The sequence below is a fragment of the Chitinophaga filiformis genome (assembly GCF_023100805.1).
GTDB classification, from domain to species: Bacteria; Bacteroidota; Bacteroidia; order Chitinophagales; family Chitinophagaceae; genus Chitinophaga; species Chitinophaga filiformis_B.
The window spans coordinates 5,170,620-5,190,504 of the sequence record NZ_CP095855.1 but is presented as its reverse complement, the minus strand read 5'-3'; the positions used below and the strand labels follow the sequence as shown (position 1 = coordinate 5,190,504).

Here is a 19,885-nt window from a genome sequence, read left to right as displayed (position 1 = left end):
TTAAAATAGTCCCGCACATGCTATTAGCGGTGACAGCGCTTTTATGGTTGCACGTAGCTCATGCTGCTACGCCGCCCGGCTGGAAGATCGTATACGACAAAAACACTAAGGTCCTGCACCTTACACGCCCGGCAGGAAATGTCGATTTTCTGTTGTATGCTTCCTACAAATGGAATGGAAAACTGATCACGACAAAAGATTATGCCAATGGCGTACAGGCAGTGAAAGCACTGAAAGATGTATTCGGCAAAGGAACAATGATCCAGGTGACTTATAAGGATGAAAAACTGCCTACCCTGGTACAGTCTTTCTACCAATACCCGGGTAAAGACTACCTGCTTACCGATTTTACTTTGGAAGCAGCTTCCGGCAACATCGCTTCCAATTATATGGCGCCGGTGAACCTGGCAGATGTGACACCGGTATTGGGCAAGGGCGACAACCGCGCACTGTTCATTCCCTTCGACAATGATAAGTGGATCCGCTTTCAGTCACACCCCTTGAATTTCTCTTCTCTCACCAGCTACGAAGCCACTGCCGTTTTCAATGGCAATAGCCGTAGAGGCGTAGTGGTAGGTTCGGTGGAGCACGACTTCTGGAAATCGGCCGTGATCATGAATAAGGATGGCGCTGCATATACATTGACCTGCTTCGGGGGCATTGCTGATTCTACTACCCGCGACATCCTGCCGCATGGTGCACGTGAAGGGCGTGTTATCAGATCGCCTAAGGTGATGCTCGGCGTCTTCAGCGACTGGCGTGCAGGTATGGATGCCTACGGAACCGCCAACGCTGCCATCGCTCCTCCTAGAGCCTGGAACAAAGCCCTGCCAATGGGATGGAACAGCTGGGGCGTATTGCAGTTCAATATCAGCTATGAGAAGGCTTTGGAAGTGTCTGACTTCTTCCATGACAACCTGCAGAATCATCATTTTGTGAACAGCGACGGAGAACTGGTGATTGGACTGGACTCCGGTTGGGACCGTTTTACGGAAGAACAGTTGAAAGACTTCGTAAAGCACTGCAAAGCTAATGGCCAGATGGCCGGCATATACTGGACGCCTTTTACCGACTGGGGTAAACGCCCGGAGTCGGATATAAAAGAAGCGCCGCAGTATAAGTTCAAAGATGTGTACCTGTATGCGAATGGCCAGCCGCAGGACCTGGACGGGGCTTATGCCATCGACCCTACGCATCCGGCTATTGAAGAGCGCATGAAGAAAGTAGCTGCTCTCTTTCATCGTTGTGGCTTTCAGTATGTAAAAGTTGACTTTATGGCGCATGGCGCTATTAACGCAGATAAGTGGTACAATCCCCAGGTAAGATCCGGTATTGCGGCTTACAACTACGGTATGCAGCTGCTGGATAAATACTTCGGCAATATGTACATTAACCTCTCCATTGCACCAATATTTCCCGCTCAGTATGCCCAGTCTCGCCGCATAGCCTGCGATGCCTGGAACAAGATCAAGGATACTGAGTACACCCTGAATGCAGTTTCCTATGGTTGGTGGATCAATAAGATCTACCGTTTCAATGATGCCGATCATGTGGTGCTGCAACAGGCTTCAGAAGGGGAGAACCGTGCCCGTGTTACCTCCGCCGTTATCACGGGATTGTTTATCTCCGGAGACGACTTCAGTAAAGGTGGCAGCGAAGAAGGTAAGGCGAAAGCCCGGCAGTTCCTGACCAATGCCGAAGTAAATGCTGCCGCCATGGGCCGCAGCTTCCGTCCCGTGGAAGGTACCGGGGAACGCTCCGAAGACCAGTTCACATTTACGGATGCGAAAGGCAATACCTATTACGCCGTTTTCAATTACACCGAAAATGCCCGTAGTACGCAGCTGCCATTGCAAAGACTGGGGCTTGATCCCCATAAGCTCTATACAGTGCGCGACCTTTGGTCACATACTGACATAGACGCTGCGGATACGATCAATATTCCGGCAAAAGATGTTCGTTTCCTTAAAATAAATAGAAAATAAGCAATATATTTCACTGACAGACATTCGTTTCCTGAAAATCAATAAGCAATAAATTGTATCAATGAGGAAGAAGATATTATCCATTTTGTTTATCCTGGTTGTTGTAACCTATACAGCAGTTCAGGCGGAGACCATACATATCTCCACCAATGAAACAGCGCTCGTATTGCAGACCGCACAGAACGGCCGCCTCTTTCAATTGTACCTGGGACCACGCCTGTCGTCTCCGGACGACTATACGCATCTCAGTGCTAAGATGAAGTCCAAAAACGATGGCCAGGCATGGGAAGTATACCCTGTATCCGGTACAGATACCTACTTCGAACCCGCCTTTGGCATCAGGCATAATGATGGCAATATGGCTTCTGTATTGCAGTACGTGTCCCATACCGAAAAGAAAATAGCAGACGGGGTTACCGAAACCGTGATCATTTTAAAGGATCAGCTGTACCCTGTGCAGGTGAAACTTTACTACAGGGCCTATGCAAAAGATAATATCATCCAGTCCTGGACGGAGATCAGCCACAACGAGAAACAGGCTGTAAATATCAGCCGTTATGCCTCCTCTATGCTGTACTGGAAACGTGCGCAATACTTCCTCACAGAGTTCAGCGGCGACTGGGCCAGGGAAGTGAATATGAGCACTACCCGACTGACCTTCGGTAAAAAAGAGGTGGATACAAAACTGGGCGCCCGCGCTGATATGCATGTGTCTCCATTCTTTACCGTAGGACTGGGTGAGACTGCCCGTGAAAACGAAGGACAGGTGCTAATGGGTACACTGGCCTGGACAGGCAACTTCCGTTTCACCTTCGAAGTAGATAACGAGAACAACCTGCGCGTGATCTCCGGCATCAATCCCTACGCTTCAGATTATACGCTGGATCCGGGAAAAACATTTACTACCCCTGCTTTCATCTTTACATTGAGTAACCAGGGTACCGGCAAAGGTAGCCGCGATTTGCACCGCTGGGCGCGTAACTACCAGCTGAAAGATGGTAACGGCGACCGTCTTACCCTCCTGAACAACTGGGAGTCTACCGGTTTTGATTTCAATGAAACGAAACTGGAAGGCCTGATAGAAGAGACCAAATTCCTCGGGGCAGATATGTTCCTGCTGGATGATGGATGGTTTGGTAACAAGTACCCACGTCACAGCGATACGCAGGGCCTGGGCGACTGGCAGCCGACGGCGAATAAACTGCCAAATGGCGTGCCCGCATTGGTAAAGGCTGCCGTTAAGACCGGCGTGAAGTTCGGTATCTGGATAGAGCCGGAAATGGTGAATCCTAAAAGTGAGCTCTTTGAGAAACACCCCGACTGGGTGATCCTGCTGCCTAACCGCGAGCATTTTTATTTCCGTAATCAGCTGGTACTCGATCTCAGTAATCCGGCAGTGCAGGAGCATGTGTTCAACGTGGTAGACCATCTGATGACCGAGAATCCGCAACTGGCTTACCTGAAATGGGATTGTAACAGCCCCATTACGAACATCTACTCGCCTTACCTGAAAGACAGGCAGAATAACCTGTATGTTGAATATGTACGTGGACTGTACAAAGTGCTGGAACGCATTAAAACGAAGTATCCCAATCTGCCAATGATGCTTTGCTCAGGTGGTGGAGGTCGTACCGATTACGAAGGGCTCCGCTACTTCACCGAGTTCTGGCCCAGCGATAATACAGATCCGATCGAGCGTCTGTTTATCCAGTGGGGATACTCCCAGTTCTTCCCTTCAAAAGCTATTGCTGCCCACGTCACCAGCTGGAATCATGACGCCGGTATCAAGTTCCGTGTAGATGTGGCCATGCAATGTAAACTGGGATTTGATATCAATGTGAAAGAACTGCCGAAGGATGAACAGGCCTTCTGCCAGTCGGCGGTAGCTACGTATAACCGGATAAAAAACATTATTTTCAGCGGCGACCAGTACAGGCTTGTTTCTCCTTATGAAGGAAACCACACTGCGACTATGTACGTGAGTGAATCAAAGAAACAGGCTATCCTGTATGCATACGATATTCATCCCCGTTTCGGTGAGAACCTGCTGGCAGTACAGTGTCAGGGCCTGAACCCTGCAGCGAAGTACCGCGTGAAGGAGATCAACCTGATGCCGGGAAAAAATCCCGATGATGCATTCAATGCAAAGGTCTATTCCGGCGATTACCTGATGAAAGTGGGATTAGATGTGTTTACGACAATTAAATTACATAGTCGTATATTGGAGCTGGAAGTGGTAGAATAGCCATGAAGCGCTGAGCGAATAAATCAATCTGTTGGAATGAATACGATTTTTGAAAAGATACAGGAACTCGATGACATACCTTCCTACTCAAAGCACGAGCGCTTTGTGGAAGGGATTGTCAATGCTATCAATGAGAAAATCATCTGTGTGGGCGATGCCCTGCCTTCTGTGAATGCTATGATCTCCGGTTTGGGCTATGCCCGGGAAACCGTGATCAAGGGTTACCGGGAGCTGCAGAACCGCGGACTGATAGAGTCCAAGAATCGCCTGGGGTACTTTGTCTCTGACGATAATACCCAGCAGTCGCTCAAGGTAGCCTTGCTCATGTATACGATCGACACCTTCCAGGAACAATTCTACCGCAGCTTCCGCAATGAGCTGGGGCCGAATGTACACCTGGACGTATTCTTCCACCATGGTAACATAGAGGTGTTTGAAACCATGTTTGCCATGGTAAGGAACCGCCACTATGGTATGTATGTGATTTCTCCTATCCATCATCCCCGCACAAGGGAGTTGCTGAACACCATACCCCGTCAGAAATTGCTGATGTTTGACCGTTATGAACCGCTGGAAGGAGATTTCCAGTATGTCGTGCAGGAATTTGAAAAGTCTTCCTATACCATTTTCGAAGAACTGGCCCCGGTGATTAAGAAGTTTGATAAGATGGTATTCTTCCACAATCCGGATTCTCTTTTCCCGCCCGAGATAGTAAAGTCCTTCCAGCGGTTCATAAAGGCGCATCATATTAAAGGAAAGGTATTACGCGAATATGAGCCTGGCTCTGTTGAAAAGGGCGTCGTATATTATGTGAATGAGAACGCAGAGCTCTGGAACCTGTTAAGGGACTGTGCAGCAAAAAAAATAAAACCGGGTAAGGATATTGGTATACTTTCGCACAACGATGAGCCGGTAAAAGAGCTCGTTGGCAATGGTATCACTACGTATTCTGTCAGCTTCAGTGATATGGGGAAACGGGCTGCACAGGCAGTCCTGAGCCGGGAACCGGTACACGAGGTCCTTCCCACGAAGCTGATCAGACGTAACTCGCTTTGATCATATGAACGTTGGCGCCTTACTGAGTTTCCTGCTGGTTACCATCCTGGTGGCGGTGATCTCCTGGTATAAAACCCGGAAAGAGAACCTGCAGACTGCTGCGGGCCTTTTTTTCGCCAACCGTAACCTGGGATTCCTGGTAGTAGGAGGAGCCCTCTTCTTTACCAATATCAGCGCAGTACAGTTCATTGGCGAGAATGAACTGGTATACACCAACAACATGAGCGTCATGGCCTGGGGACTGTCTTCCGTACTGGCCATGTTGTTAGTCTCCGAGTTTATCATGCCGGTATATCTCCGCAGCGGCATTTCCACTACCCCCGACTTCCTCGAAGAACGTTACGATATTGGCACCAAACGTTTTGTATCAGTCATTTTCCTGATCAGTTATATCGTCAATATGTTACCCTCTGTGCTGTACAGCGGGGCTATAGCATTTAACGGCCTGTTTGGTTTATCAGATGCGCTGCATATCAGTTACTGGGCCACTATCTGGATACTGGTCTGGCTCATAGGACTGATCGGTTGTCTTTATACAGTGCTGGGGGGATTGAAGGCCGTGGCCATTTCAGACACAGTATTGGGCGTTGGGATGTTTGCAGGAGGTATATTGTTACCTTATGTGGCGCTGAAATACCTGGGGCACGGTTCTGCCGGCACAGGTCTTGAAATGCTGCTGGCCTCACGGCGGGATCACTTTAATGCCATTGGTGGCCCTAAGGATGCGGTGCCTTTTCCCACCATCTTCACCGGCATGTTCCTGGTAAACCTTTATTATTGGGGTACCGAACAATACATCGTACAGCAGGCGCTGGCCTCACGTAGTCTGGCCGAAAGCCAGAAGGGCATCGCAGTGGCATGCCTGGGTAAGATCATCTCACCCTTATTGCTGAATATTCCCGGCCTGATCGCTGTGCAGCTCTACCCACACCTGAGTAATACGGCAGAAGTATTCCCGCGGATCGTCAGCGATGTCAGCTCTCCGGTACTGACAGGCTTTATCGCGGCTATCACCTTTGGAGCAGCGCTGACCACCTTCAATGCAGGATTGAACAGTACCAGCACCCTCTTCGTGCTGAACCTGTACAAACCATTCAAGGCATGGCGCCGGGAAACGGTGAGTGAACATGAGGTGGTGCGGGTAAGCAGGCGATTTGAATTACTGGTATGCCTGCTGGCAATGCTGATAGCACCCTTTATTGTCTTTGCCGAACAGGGACTGTACACGTATATTCAGACAGTGAGCGGCTTATTCAGTGTACCTATTTTTACCATTCTGGTAGTAGGATTGTTGCACAGGCGGATGCCTGCTATCGCAGCAAAGGTTGGATTGACCTTTTTCATTGTCACCTATTCGGTGTCCCAACTCTTTGTAAATACCGGCTTGCATTTTCTGCACGTACTCGCTATTTTATTTGTAGCAACGGTATTGCTGATGCTGGTAATTGGTGCATTGTTTCCCCGTAGCGAACCTTTCGTACAGCAATGGAATAATGTAGTGGATCTTCAGCCCTGGAAAAGGCGGCATGTATATACCATATTACTCTTACTGGCTATGGTAGCGCTGTTCGTCGTGTTTTCACCACTGGGACTGGCGAGGTGGCGGCCTTAAATCGCGGCAATCGGCTCCGTCAGGAGCCCGCGTGTTTGTAGCCCGGGGTTCAACCCCGGTGTGCGTTTGCCCACCCGGGTTTGCCCCGAACAAAACGTTATCAACGAACGATATTATTCGCGGCAATCGGCTCCGTCAGGAGCCGCGTGTTTGTAGCCCGGGGTTCAACCCGGGTGTGCGTTTGCCCACCCGGGTTTGCCCCGAACAAAACGTTATCAACGAACGATATTATTCGCGGCAATCGGCTCCGTCAGGAGCCGCGTGTTTGTAGCCCGGGGTTCAACCCCGGTGTGCGTTTGCCCACCCGGGTTTGCCCGAACAAAACGTTATCAACGAACGATATTATCCGCGGCAATCGGCTCCGTCAGGAGCCGCGTGTTTGTAGCCCGGGGTTCAACCCCGGTGTGCGTTTGCCCACCCGGGTTTGCCCCGAACAAAACGTTATCAACGAACGATATTATTCGCGGCAATCGGCTCCGTCAGGAGCCGCGTGTTTGTAGCCCGGGGTGCCCCCCGGTGTGCGTTTGCCCACCCGGGTTTGCCCCGAACAAAACGTTATCAACGAACGATATTATTCGCGGCAATCGGCTCCGTCAGGAGCCGTGTTTTGTAGCCCGGGGTTCAACCCCGGTGTGCGTTTGCCCACCCGGGTTTGCCCCGAACAAAACGTTATCAACGAACGATATTATTCGCGGCAATCGGCTCCGTTAGGAGCCGCGTGTTTGTAGCCCGGGGTGCCCCCCGGGACGGTGTAATTGTAACCCCGGATTACAATATATTCCCGTTTTTATGATAATTTTAAATACAAACACGCAATCCATATGAACCCAAATGAGATCAAAAAAGAAGACATCAAACAAGAGGTATTTGACCTTTACGATGATTATGCGCATAACCGCGTAAACAGGCGGGATTTCATAGAAAAGCTCTCTATTTACGCCGTAGGCGGCCTCACGGTAACTTCCCTGATGAGTTTCCTCATGCCCGATTACCAGGGTGCTATCCAGGTGAGGGCTGACGACCCGCGTTTGACATCTGAATATATCTATTACGAATCACCTAAGGGCGGAGGTAAGATGAAGGCCTTGTTGTCCAGACCTGCCGGCTCTAAGAAGAAACTGGGAGGCATTGTGGTAGTGCATGAAAACCGAGGACTGAATCCGCATATTGAAGATGTAGCCAGAAGAGCTGCCCTTGAAGGATTTATCACTATTGCTCCCGATGCCCTTACTCCCTTGGGCGGTTATCCCGGCAATGACGACAAAGGCCGTGAGCTACAAAGTCAGCGGGACAGGAACAGTATGCTGGAAGATTTTATTGCAGCTTTTGAATACCTGCAACAACATCCTGAATGTAACGGAAAAATTGGTGTAGTAGGCTTCTGTTTCGGCGGCTGGATCGCCAATATGATGGCCGTACGTATACCGGACCTGGCCGGTGCTGTCCCTTATTACGGCGGACAACCGGAAAAGGAGCTGGTGCCACAGATAAAGGCGCCGCTGCTCCTGCACTATGCCGAACTGGATACCCGTGTAAATGAAGGATGGCCTGCATATGAAGCAGCACTAAAAGAAAATAATAAACAATACAGCGCTTATATCTATCCCGGTGTAAACCACGGATTCAATAACGATACTACACCCCGCTATGATAAGGCCGCCGCAGAACTGGCCTGGAAACGCACATTCGAATTCTTTACAAAGGTGTTAAGCGCATAACAAACATCCGGTATCAGCCATGGACGACAGGAAAAACAAGGTCTTTGAGACCTACAATATCATTGCCCGATGGTTTGCCGAGAACCGTCCTAAGGTACTGAAGGAGAAGTCATACCTGGATAAACTGATCGATATAACAGGCAAAGACGCCAGTGTGCTCGACCTGGGTTGCGGCACGGGAATGCCGATCATGGGCTACCTCCTGGAGCAGGGATTACATGTTACCGGCGTGGATGCCAGTTACCGTATGCTGGAAATCGCGCGGGAAAATCTTCCTTCAGCAGCATTTATACAAGCCGACATGCGGGCCCTTTCGCTGAACAGGACATTCGATGCCATCATTGCATGGCATAGCTTTTTTCATCTGCCTTCGGCAGACCAACCGGCGATGTTCAATGTCTTCAGAGATCATTTGAATAAGAATGGCGTCCTGTTATTTACTTCAGGCAATGAATATGGTGAGGCATGGGGTGAGAACGGGGGAGAGCACCTGTTCCATGCATCCCTGGATAAGGATCAATATCAATCGGTACTGGAGGCAAACGGTTTTCGTGTATTGAAGTACCAGGAGGATGACCCCGAATGTAACGCCACCGTATGGCTGGCCCAGTTGACCCGCTGACAATGATGGTTGCAGATGTGCTCAGAAAATTGTCATACGCCTTCCGTTCCTGCTCCTGTACGCATGGGCAATGTCCTATGTAGTATAATAATCATCCGCCCTGCTCCCATAGTTGATAGATGGCAGCCAGGAAGCAGCTGCGAGCCAGATGGAGCCAGCGGGCATTAGCCCTTGGAGAGCCCCAATACGATTGATGGGAGTTAAATAGTGATTCCAAAGCCCACACGATTGATATTGCTTAATACATAGTGCTCGCAAAGGGGTACAGCCCGCTGGCCCATACTGGCATCGCAGCTGTATCAACAACGCCGGAAAAACGGAAACTTATAAAAACAGGTAGCAGTCAGAAAGCAGCTGCGAGCCAGATGGAGTCAGCGGGCATTAGCCCTTGGAGAGCTTCTATACGATTGAAGGGAGTTAAATAGTGATTCCAAAGCCCATACGATTGATATTGCTTAATACATAGTGCTCGCAAAGGGGTACAGCCCGCTGGCCCATACTGGCGTCGCAGCGGTATCAACAGCCCTTGAAAAATGAAAACTTGCAGGAACAAGCAGCTCGAGCCAGTCGGCGCATAACCTTTCTTTTATTTAATATCTGAAGCAGGAATAGTACATTTATATTTACTATGAACAACTCACACAGCGGAGCAGACGAACATGCTCCCGACCGTTTTAAATGGGGAGGCGTATTACTTGCCTTAGGCATCGTTTTCGGAGACCTGGGCACATCTCCCCTTTATACTTTCAAGGCAATTATCGGAGACAGGCCTATTTCAGAACCATTGGTATTAGGTGGCGTATCAGCTATCTTCTGGACACTGTTCTTCCAGACAACCCTGAAATATGTCTTTATCACCATGCGGGCAGATAACCATGGAGAAGGCGGAATCTTCTCCCTGTATGCCCTGATCCGCAGATATGGCAAATGGGTATTGTGGCCCGCCATTATCGGTGGTAGCTTCATGATTGCCGACAGCCTGATAACACCACCTATTTCGGTTACCTCTGCTATTGAAGGATTAAGGGTACTTAGTCCCAACGTGCCTATCATGCCTATTACGATCGGTATCCTGGTAGTGTTGTTCCTCTTGCAACAGTCAGGTACCAGCCGTATCGGTGTTTTCTTTGGTCCGGCAATGGTGCTTTGGTTCGGGATGATCGCCATTCTTGGTATTACCAACCTCGCAGGTAATTTTTATGTGCTGAAAGCCATTAATCCGCTATATGCTTACCAGTTGGTGGTCAACTACCCTGGTGGGCTGTGGGTACTGGGCGGCGTCTTCCTGTGTACAACAGGGGCAGAAGCCTTATATGCAGATATGGGGCATGTAGGCAGACGTAATATACAGGTGGCCTGGATCTTCATTAAGGTGGCCCTTCTGCTTTGTTATTTCGGAGAGGCAGCCTTACTGATGAAGTATGATGGTCAGCAGCTGGCGGCCGTAGATGCGTTTTATGGTTTGGTGCCTGAATGGTTCCTCATTCCAAGTATTGTGATAGCGACTGCCGCCACTATCATTGCCAGCCAGGCGCTGCTTTCCGGCACCTTTACACTATTCAATGAAGCGATCAGGCTGAATGTCTGGCCAAGGCTGCGCATTGAGTTCCCCAGCGATATGCGGGGACAGGTATATGTACCTGCTGTCAACTGGTTTATGATGCTGGGTTGTATCGGCATGGTGCTGCATTTTAAAGAATCATCCAATATGGAAGCAGCCTTCGGCCTGTCGGTGACTTTAACCATGTTGATGACCACCGTTTTACTCACTTTCTATCTCTATACCCAGCGGGTACACGTGGTGCTTGTTGCCCTGCTGTTCCTGACCTTCACCTGGATTGAAGTAACCTTCCTGGTGGCGAACCTGAGCAAATTTGCACATGGCGGCTGGCTCTCATTGATGATCGGTCTTGTGCTGATCAGTACCATGTACATATGGTATGCCGGCAGGAGATTTAAAGCCAGGTACAGGAATTTTGTTGAATTGAAAAAGTATATCCCCGTGCTGACGAAGCTGAGCAATGACGCCGATGTACCGAAATATTCCACCCACCTGGTATATCTCACCAGCGCCCATAAACCGGATAAAGTGGAAGACCGCGTGATCGCCTCCATTCTGCACCAGCAGCCGAAGAGAGCAGACCTTTACTGGTTCGTGCATGTCGACGTGGACGATAAGCCTTATACCGCCACCTATACGGCACAGGTGATCGAGCCTGAGGAAGTGGTACATGTTACTTTTAAACTCGGTTTCAGGATTGTACCGCGGATCAATATCCTGTTTAAGAAAGTAGTTTCCGAGATGGTGAAGAATAAGGAGATAAAGATCGAGAATAAATACTTTGACCCGGAGAATGGCAACCTGCTGGGAGATTTTCGTTTCGTGATATTAAAGAGCTTCCTGTCGGTGGAAAATAACCTGTCCCTCTGGGAAAACATCGTAATGAGGGTACATTTCATTCTCGACAAACTAAGTCTGCCGGATGCCAAGGCTTATGGACTGGATTATAATAACGTAGTCACAGAACATGTTCCGCTGATCTTAGGTAAGACAGAGAATATCACGCTGAGAAGAGAGCACTGATACGCTGACAGATCTGAGTTGTGCAGTCCCGGTATTCAGAAAAAGGGATGCCAGGTGCAATAAGTGAGCTGACTGAAAAGTGCTTACTAAGCTGTTTTCAGCAGGTGCTCAGATAAAGGGTGTCTGCATCCCGTTCGGGGCGCGCAGCAGGTGTAACAGCTGCTGTGCCGCCGAACAGGATGCAGACGCTTTTACGCGTAGCACATGTACGGGCCTGGATGTCCGCATTGCACCATTTCTCTTAGTTAAATCAGAAGTATATTGCAGGTAAAAACAGTGTACAATTGCCGGTATCACGCAGGCTGAGGCTGTGCCGGTGTCTGAACGGCATCAAATAATTTCCACGATTTTGGCCCTACAATGCCATCAGGAACAAGGTTATGCTCACGTTGAAACTGCCGGACAGCCGCCTCTGTCTTAGCGCCAAAAATGCCATCCTGTTGGAGGTTAAGTTTTCCCTGGATGATCTTTACCAGTTCTCCCTTGTCCCCACGCCGGATGGTCTTTCTTCCCGGCGTGCCGTCATGAGGTTGTTCTTCATCAGGGATCAATACCGGATCGGGCGCGATGCCGTTGAGAATATCCGCCACCCTTTTACGGAAATCATCCATGTTGAAATCTGGATCAGGTTTGCGTCCTTTGGGAAGTGCATACTCCTTATGGCCGGCACAGAAACTGGCATCTTTACCTATATGTTTCAGTATGGCCGCTACGCCACGGCAATAAGCATCGACCTGTACTTCCGGCCAGGGGAAATCATCAGCTTTCCCCGTATTCTCGGCCTCGATGCCAATGAAATGCGTGTTGCCGTTGGTGATACCTTTCCATATCCCTTGTCCTGCATGATTGCATTTGCCCGCAGCCACCACATAGAAAGTACCATCCCTGCCCAGGCCCAGCTGCGCTAACGGTCCGGGTACCCTGCTGGTGCCTTTGACCAATGTATTCAGGCTGGGCATATTGCCTGCCCGCGGGCCTGCGGTATGATGGCAAAGCACGCCAAGCACGGTGCCCATGGCACTGCTGGTGCCTCTTTCTTCCCATCCGTCGACGGTGGCCACCTTAAGCCCGGCATTTTTAAGGACTGCCGGTAACCATGTTAGTTCGCGTATCATTTTGAAATTCCTCCTTCTGCTTGTGGTAGATCTTCATCTGAAGTAATGTCGGCAGTCTCCAGTACACAGTTGTCAATATCACTTTGTGCGTCCGTCACGGCGCCTTCCGGTGGAGCGGGCTGTGCGCCGTTGCCTGCCACTGGTTTGGCCAGGTTACCGTTGCCCACGCCGTTGCCTCCTGCCATTTGAATAGTGACAGTATTGGGCTTATCGCTTTTCCTGTCTTCCGAGCCTTCTTCCTGGCTCTTTTCTGCGGGTTTAACAGTCCCCCTGATCACCATGATCTTGTTCAGCAGGTCAAACCAGAACGGAGCGCCCAGGGTGGCTGCCAATGCTGTCAGCAACCAGCCAAAAACATATATGAGATAGCCGTTCCATGTCTCGCCGCTTTTGTAATCATCTCCCTCCGGATTAACCCCGTTTCCCCATCCAATAGGCAATTTGAGGGCTGCCAGTTCATCTTTTGCCTCAGTATAAGATCGCTGGGCGAACGCCGGATCTTTGGATGCATTCTCAGCCTCCGTTACAATTAATTTTCTCGCATCGTCATTGCGGAACAGGTAGTCTGCAATCTTTATTGTATTGATGTTCAAACCAACAGCTAAAACCAGTCCGATAATGAAAAGGATCCATTGAGTGGAACGTTTATACCAGCCGGATACTCTGTCCATACTGCTGTCAAACCACTTTTCCAGGTTCTGTTGCAAACGACCCAGGTCTCCCTGGGCACTATCCAGGGCGGTCAACATCGCCCGTTGTACGGGAATGTTCTGGATATTCAGGATATTAGCCCGGATAGAGGCTACCGACATCTCTGTCGCGTTTGGATCACTGGAAACAGCATTATTTTGGGCGCCTCTGGCGGCAATGTCCATTAAGGCAAGTGCGAAATTTTTGGAGGGGATATAGGAAGGTAAATTCTTTCCGCGGTCAAACAGCCCCGGGGTCTGGGTATTCTCACCCGGTGTATAATCTGATGTATACAGACTATTGATCATCGGGTGCCCGAAAAAGCTTCGGGCAATATTTTGTGCTTCCCGGTCATGGAGCAACTCACGTATGCCTCTCTCGAGATAAGCCGCGCGGGTCTTGGTAAATGTTTCTATGCCTTCCCGGAGGGCGGTACAGATCATACTAACCAGAACATACAGGAAAATGATGCCGATTGCTACTTCGAGGATAACTGAGTTAAACATATTATGGGGTATTTAAACGATTCAAATATATCCTTTTAGCCTGCGGTCGGCAATACCAAGTAGTTGGTATTTTTCACTTTGACGTAACATTTATTATTTTGGGACGCCGCTTGCTGCTTTAGCGGGTAAACAGGTAACATCTTTCATGCAAAACATCATTCAATGACACGATCGCTTTGGCTTTATTTTGTAATGTGGTTTGGAACAACAATGGCCTCAACGGCGCAAACACCTGCTCCATCTGCCAAAGAAGGATTACGCCTCTGGGAGGCTATGCCTGCCCGCACCTGGATGACAGACGCCTATCCGATGGGGAACGGAAGGATAGGAGGCATGGTATTCGGCGGAGTAGCAGAAGAGCATATCCAGTTCAATGAGCAGAGCCTGTGGACGGGAGATGAAGAGGAAACAGGCGCTTACCAGGCTTTTGGTGACCTGTTTGTCAGGTTTGACGGCCTGGATACTGCCGCGGCTGTGCCTGCCGATTACCGCAGGGAACTGGACATCAGCAGATCTGTACAGCGGATCTCGTATACCATGAACGGGCTCGCTTTTAAACGTGAGTATTTCTGTTCTTTTCCCCGTAAGGTCATGGTATTGAATTATACCTGCACAGGTAACAGGAAGGGCGCGTATGCGGCTACCATCCGCCTTCTTGATGCGCACCAGGCACAGACAACAGCCACCGGAAATACATTGAACATAGGCGGAAAGCTGGAAAATGGATTGTCTTATGAGGCTGCTGCCCGCATAGTTACCAAGGGAGGAACAGTTACTATTGAGCGGGACGCTAACGGGGCCACCGTACTCCGCATAAAAAATGCAAATAGCTTTACCATCTTCCTCTCTGCTGCAACAGACTACAGTAATAAACGCGAAAATCACTGGAGAGGTGGAAATCCCGCCCTCGAAGTGAAAAAGGCACTGGCAGCGGCCACTATTCCCTATAGCGTATTATTGAGTGAACATATCGCCGACTATCAGCAACTCTTTAACCGGGTGCAACTGGATCTTGGTACAACAGCAGCTGCACTCAGTAAACTGCCTACTTCGCAGCGCTTGTTAAAGAACTGGGATGAAGCAGATCATGAACTGCAATCCCTCTTATTCCAATACGGCAGATATCTCCTGATCAGCTCTTCCCGCAAAGGAGGACTGCCCGCCAATCTGCAGGGCCTCTGGAATGAAAGCAATACGCCTCCATGGAGATGCGATTATCACTCCAACATTAATATCCAGATGAATTACTGGCTGGCAGAACCGGCTAACCTGTCTGAATGCCATATCCCTTACCTCGATTACATCAATAGTATGCGCGAGGTGAAAAAGGAGAGCACGGTAAAAGAATATCCCGGGGTAAGAGGATGGACCGTCAAAACAGAAAACAACATCTTCGGCGGCTCCAGTTTTAAATGGAATACACCGGGCAGCGCCTGGTATGCGCAGGGGCTATGGGAACACTATGCCTTTACCCGCGACAAGGAATATCTCAGGAACTTCGCATATCCTGTCATCAAAGAAATTGTGAATTTCTGGGACGACCATCTAAAGCGCCGTCCCGACGGAACACTGGTAGCGCCCATGGGCTGGTCGCCCGAACACGGGCCTACGGAAGATGGTGTGACCCACGACCAGGAAATAGTATACGATCTTTTTACCAACTACATCGAAGCGGCGGATATCCTGCACACAGATACGGCCTATCGCAATCATGTGGCCGATATGCGCGAACATCTCCTGAAGCCTAAGATCGGTAAATGGGGACAGCTGCAGGAATGGGAAACAGACAGGGATGACCCCAATGATAAACACAGGCATGTGTCCCATCTCTTTGCGTTGCATCCCGGCAGGCAGATAAGCGTGACGCAAACACCCGAACTGGCGCAGGCGGCAAAGGTAAGCCTGAATGCAAGAGGCGACGAATCCACCGGATGGTCAATGGCCTGGAAGATCAACTTCTGGGCGCGTCTGCAGGATGGCGATCATGCATATAAAATACTCAGGAACTTCTTCAGACCAGTAGGAAATGGAGGAGTGAACTATGACCAGGGTGGAGGACTGTACAACAATCTTTTCTGTGCACACCCGCCCTTCCAGATAGATGGCAATTTCGGTTATGTAGCTGCTGTTGCAGAGATGCTGCTGCAAAGCCAGACCGGCGCTATCCAGTTGTTACCGGCACTTCCGCAGGCATGGAGCACGGGAAGTGTAAAGGGGCTTCGCGCCAGGGGAAACTTTGAGATCGTGGAGATGCAGTGGAAAGATGGGAAGATAACAAGACTGCTGATCAGGTCAAAGAGCGGCGGTACCTGTACCTTGATCGCTCCCAATGCATTAACATCTGCTGGTAAATACCCTGCCAGGAATACGTCCAATGGTTACCAGTATAGCTTTGAAACAAAGGCCGGCACATTATACTCTTTTGAAGCTGAAGGCGCCGGCAGGCAGGCTGCCGCTGTTCAAAGCAGCCGGCCGGCTGCGGGCAGTAAGGCTTCACTATATCCTTCCTTTAAAAACAGGCAGGCATCTCCGGGCAATACGACCTATTATATAGATCCGGTAAACGGCAATGATAACAACAGCGGGGCACAATCCGCACAGGCATGGAAGACATTCCTGCCGGTGAACCAATTACAGCTGGCTCCCGGCGATGTTGTAGAAGTGATGCCCGGGACATTTCACGAATCCCTGTTGCTGATGGCCAGGGGAACAGCTGCACAACCGGTAAAGGTGACATTCGCTCCGGGAAAGTATGACATCTATCCCGGTGGGGCATTCAAACAGGCATTGCATATCTCCAATACCAACGACAAACCGCTTGAACCGAAAGCCATCGCCCTGATGCTGGATAGCTGCAGCTTCGTACAGGTAGCCGCAAGAGATGCTGCATTTGTCATGCACGGTAAAATGATAGAGACCTTCGTCAATAATTCCCGGAACATCACCCTGGAAGGATGTAGCTATGATTATCAGCGGCCCACCGTTTCTGAATGGATAGTAACAGAGGCTGGCGCTGACTACGTGAATGTAAAAGTGCATCCCGATTCAAAATTCAGTATTAAAGACAGCTTGCTTACCTGGATAGGTGAGGCTTGGACTTACCGGCCGGGCAACTACTGGCAGGTATTGCATCCGCAAACCAACCAGCTGTCGCGTGCAAACATAGAAATGAAAGGCCTCCGCTTTTCCTTACTGCCTGATAGTACAGTGCGTATTTCCTTCAGGAAGAATCCCGGCTTTGACACCGGCGCTATCTACCAGAACAGGGACGTCACCCGCGATTGTGCTGGCCTCCTGCTGCAGTACAGTGAGAACGTCCGGCTAAAAAATATCCGTATCAACTTTATGCATGGCATGGGTGTGGTCAGCCAGTATTGCCATCAGATAAAAATGGACAGCATCATTGTCAGACCTGCGGAGAACAGTGGCCGTACCTGTGCCGCCTGGGCCGATATCCTGCATTTCTCCGGATGCAGTGGTAAAATAGAAATAAGTAACGCTTATCTCTCTGCCGCCAACGATGACGCTATCAATGTACATGGCACTCACCTGAAGATCACGAAGGTACTTGCTCCCAATAGGGTACAGGTACGCTTTATGCATCCGCAAACCTTCGGCTTCAACGCTTTCACTGCGGGTGACAGTATCGCTTTCATCAATACAGGGAGTTTATTGGCTATTGAAGATAATAAGGTGCTTAACGCCCGCAGGCTGAACGACAAAGAGATCCTGCTCACACTGAAGCGGAAGATCTCCAATGCTGTAAAGCCGGGAGATGCTGTTGAAAATACGACGGCTACGCCGGAGCTCTGGGTGCATCATAGCACTATCAACAGGATTCCGACAAGAGGTATACTGGCCACCACCCGTAGAAAGACAGTGATAGAGCATAACACCATCGACCGCACACAGATGAGTGGCATCTTTGTAAATGATGATGCTTCCGGCTGGTATGAGTCCGGATTGGTGAAAGATTTGACCATCCGCAACAACCGTTTTATCAGCTGTGGTGAACCCGTGATCAATATCCATCCTGAAAATAAAATTGTCTGTAAGACAGCCGTTCATAACAACATAAGCGTATCTGAAAACTATTTTATCCTGCAGAAAGATGCCCTGCTGGCCGCAAAATGCACATCCAACCTGAAGCTCACGGGGAATATTATCGAAACCTCCGCTGCTCTCAAAAGAATAGAAGATCTCATAAGATTGGAAGATTGCAGCTTTATTGATATTGGCGACAACAAGCTGACCGCTGTACAATAGAAAAGGCTATTGAATTAATCTCCGGAACAGCAATGATCTTAGCGTCCGGTATTTACCGGAAGGACGATAAAAATTTGATACAACCCGCATTCCCCGCAATGGGAGATTATTTCTTTTTTTTCTGAAATATTCTCTATATTTCGAGTGTATAGATCGCATTATCAGCCAATATCATACGTCATGGTCATTAACAGTCAGCATTAAAGAGCGCTGTACCTTATATTTAGTCATGTGGTGAACAATTGAATTCGAATGGCATACAGCTATTGGAATGGCACGCAGCTATTGAACAATGAATTACGCTTCCCATTATCACAAATAGAACAGTAACAGTATGAACAGAATTTTATCAGCCGTTTGCCTGTCAGCGGTATTCGCAGGTATTTCCTACCAGTCAAAAGCACAGGGCTGTGTCGCTATCCGCAGTACCGGGGCGCCCTCATGTATGCTTACCCACCCGGAAACGCAGCAGGAAAGCCGGAACGACAAATGGATCTTTAACACCGGTGCAAGGTATTTCAAGTCTTACAAACATTTTAAAGGCGCGGAAGAGCAAAAGGAGAGAGTGCTCAATGGTACAGAAGTGATCAACCACCAGACAGCCATCGACTTCAGCCTGACCCGTTTATTAGATAAACACTGGAGCATAATGGTAGACGTACCGCTGCTGATCAACTCCAGGTCTTCCCTCTATGAACATGGCCTGGTGAATGGCGTCAATAACTATAATCAGCGCCACAGCATGCATTCCTATGGTCTGGGCGATATCAGGGTGGCCGTTTACCGCTGGCTGCTGGACCCAGAAAAACATAAAATGGGGAATATCCAGGCGGGCCTGGGTATCAAGTTTGCTACGGGCGACTACAACTACAAAGACTATTGGTACAATGTAGGCCCGAACGGAACCAAGGAGCTCCGTACCGTCGACCAGTCCATCCAGCTGGGAGATGGCGGTACCGGGCTAACCGTTGAATTAAACGCTTACCAGTACTTCTCCCGTCACTTTGGTATATATGGCAATTTCTATTACCTGGTCAACCCGAGAGAACAGAACGGCACCCGAACCTACAGGGAAACCCTGACGCCGGCCCTCGCCAACGAGGCTATCTGCAGCGTACCTGACCAATATATGGCCAGGGCAGGGGTAAATTATATGCTCCGTAGTATCACCGCTTCACTGGGCGCCAGGATAGAAGGTATTCCGGTGCATGACCTGGTAGGAGGGAGCGGCGATTTCCGCCGGCCGGGCTATGTCCTGTCCCTGGAACCCACTGTGTCCTACGCCATGAAAAGGAGCAGCCTCTACCTGGGAGTACCTGTTGCCCTGCGCCGCGACAGGCTGCAAAGCGTGACTGATAAGGAAAGGAGTACCCCCACCAACAAGGTGAATGGCGATGCCGCCTTCGCTGATTACACCATCAACCTGGGCTTCTCGATAAGATTATAAAGATATCGGACTGGCCATAAGGGGGTATAAAGAAAATTT

At 49.6% G+C, this 19,885-nt stretch carries 11 protein-coding genes; 9 read left to right on the top strand and 2 right to left on the bottom strand.

Annotated features, from left to right (window positions below; all coding sequences use genetic code 11):
• Positions 1-17: 17 nt before the first annotated feature.
• The 7 genes from MYF79_RS20060 (at position 18) to MYF79_RS20030 (ending at position 11,822) form a co-directional block, all read left to right on the top strand.
• Entirely contained in the window at positions 18-1,985 is a 1,968-nt protein-coding gene (locus MYF79_RS20060) for an alpha-galactosidase (protein WP_247809448.1), read from the top strand.
• 61 nt (positions 1,986-2,046) lie between these two features.
• Positions 2,047-4,230 (top strand): alpha-galactosidase, encoded by a 2,184-nt coding sequence (locus tag MYF79_RS20055; protein ID WP_247809447.1) that lies wholly within the window; start codon positions 2,047-2,049, stop codon positions 4,228-4,230.
• A 36-nt stretch (positions 4,231-4,266) separates the two neighbouring features.
• Positions 4,267-5,286: a substrate-binding domain-containing protein gene (locus tag MYF79_RS20050; RefSeq protein ID WP_247809445.1), complete on the top strand. Its 1,020-nt coding sequence runs from the start codon at positions 4,267-4,269 to the stop codon at positions 5,284-5,286.
• A 4-nt stretch (positions 5,287-5,290) separates the two neighbouring features.
• Positions 5,291-6,898, top strand: coding sequence for a solute:sodium symporter family transporter (locus MYF79_RS20045; RefSeq protein WP_247809437.1), 1,608 nt, complete (start codon positions 5,291-5,293; stop codon positions 6,896-6,898).
• Between the two features lie 821 nt (positions 6,899-7,719).
• On the top strand, positions 7,720-8,616 hold the full coding sequence (locus MYF79_RS20040; protein WP_247809435.1) for a dienelactone hydrolase family protein: 897 nt from the start codon (positions 7,720-7,722) through the stop codon (positions 8,614-8,616).
• A gap of 19 nt (positions 8,617-8,635) precedes the next feature.
• Complete coding sequence (locus MYF79_RS20035) at positions 8,636-9,238, top strand: class I SAM-dependent methyltransferase (RefSeq protein ID WP_247809433.1); 603 nt, start codon at positions 8,636-8,638, stop codon at positions 9,236-9,238.
• Positions 9,239-9,866: 628 nt separating this feature from the next.
• Positions 9,867-11,822 carry a KUP/HAK/KT family potassium transporter gene (locus tag MYF79_RS20030; RefSeq protein ID WP_247809431.1) on the top strand — a complete coding sequence of 652 codons (1,956 nt, stop codon included), beginning with the start codon at positions 9,867-9,869 and terminating at the stop codon, positions 11,820-11,822.
• A gap of 293 nt (positions 11,823-12,115) precedes the next feature.
• Here the strand turns inward: MYF79_RS20030 and MYF79_RS20025 are convergent, their stop codons facing one another.
• Both MYF79_RS20025 and MYF79_RS20020 read right to left on the bottom strand, forming a co-directional pair.
• Positions 12,116-12,937, bottom strand: coding sequence for an N-acetylmuramoyl-L-alanine amidase (locus MYF79_RS20025; protein ID WP_247809430.1), 822 nt, complete (start codon positions 12,935-12,937; stop codon positions 12,116-12,118).
• Positions 12,934-14,133, bottom strand: a complete 1,200-nt coding sequence (locus MYF79_RS20020; RefSeq protein ID WP_247809428.1) for a hypothetical protein — start codon at positions 14,131-14,133, stop codon at positions 12,934-12,936. Before MYF79_RS20020 ends, MYF79_RS20025 begins: the two co-directional genes overlap by 4 nt.
• A gap of 162 nt (positions 14,134-14,295) precedes the next feature.
• On the opposite strand from MYF79_RS20020, the gene MYF79_RS20015 reads away from it, so the two are divergent.
• Both MYF79_RS20015 and MYF79_RS20010 read left to right on the top strand, forming a co-directional pair.
• Positions 14,296-18,399, top strand: coding sequence for a glycosyl hydrolase family 95 catalytic domain-containing protein (locus MYF79_RS20015; RefSeq protein ID WP_247809426.1), 4,104 nt, complete (start codon positions 14,296-14,298; stop codon positions 18,397-18,399).
• Between the two features lie 334 nt (positions 18,400-18,733).
• Positions 18,734-19,846, top strand: a complete 1,113-nt coding sequence (locus MYF79_RS20010; RefSeq protein WP_247809424.1) for a hypothetical protein — start codon at positions 18,734-18,736, stop codon at positions 19,844-19,846.
• Positions 19,847-19,885: the final 39 nt, after the last annotated feature.

Bases quoted from the DNA above. Each gene is read 5' to 3' on its own strand.
- MYF79_RS20055 (WP_247809447.1), top strand. From the start codon at position 2,047: ATGAGGAAGAAGATATTATCCATTTTGTTTATCCTGGTTGTTGTAACC.
- MYF79_RS20045 (WP_247809437.1), top strand. From the start codon at position 5,291: ATGAACGTTGGCGCCTTACTGAGTTTCCTGCTGGTTACCATCCTGGTG.
- MYF79_RS20035 (WP_247809433.1), top strand. From the start codon at position 8,636: ATGGACGACAGGAAAAACAAGGTCTTTGAGACCTACAATATCATTGCC.
- MYF79_RS20010 (WP_247809424.1), top strand. From the start codon at position 18,734: ATGAACAGAATTTTATCAGCCGTTTGCCTGTCAGCGGTATTCGCAGGT.
- MYF79_RS20030 (WP_247809431.1), top strand. From the start codon at position 9,867: ATGAACAACTCACACAGCGGAGCAGACGAACATGCTCCCGACCGTTTT.
- MYF79_RS20025 (WP_247809430.1), bottom strand. From the start codon at position 12,937: ATGATACGCGAACTAACATGGTTACCGGCAGTCCTTAAAAATGCCGGG.
- MYF79_RS20040 (WP_247809435.1), top strand. From the start codon at position 7,720: ATGAACCCAAATGAGATCAAAAAAGAAGACATCAAACAAGAGGTATTT.
- MYF79_RS20020 (WP_247809428.1), bottom strand. From the start codon at position 14,133: ATGTTTAACTCAGTTATCCTCGAAGTAGCAATCGGCATCATTTTCCTG.
- MYF79_RS20060 (WP_247809448.1), top strand. From the start codon at position 18: ATGCTATTAGCGGTGACAGCGCTTTTATGGTTGCACGTAGCTCATGCT.
- MYF79_RS20050 (WP_247809445.1), top strand. From the start codon at position 4,267: ATGAATACGATTTTTGAAAAGATACAGGAACTCGATGACATACCTTCC.
- MYF79_RS20015 (WP_247809426.1), top strand. From the start codon at position 14,296: ATGACACGATCGCTTTGGCTTTATTTTGTAATGTGGTTTGGAACAACA.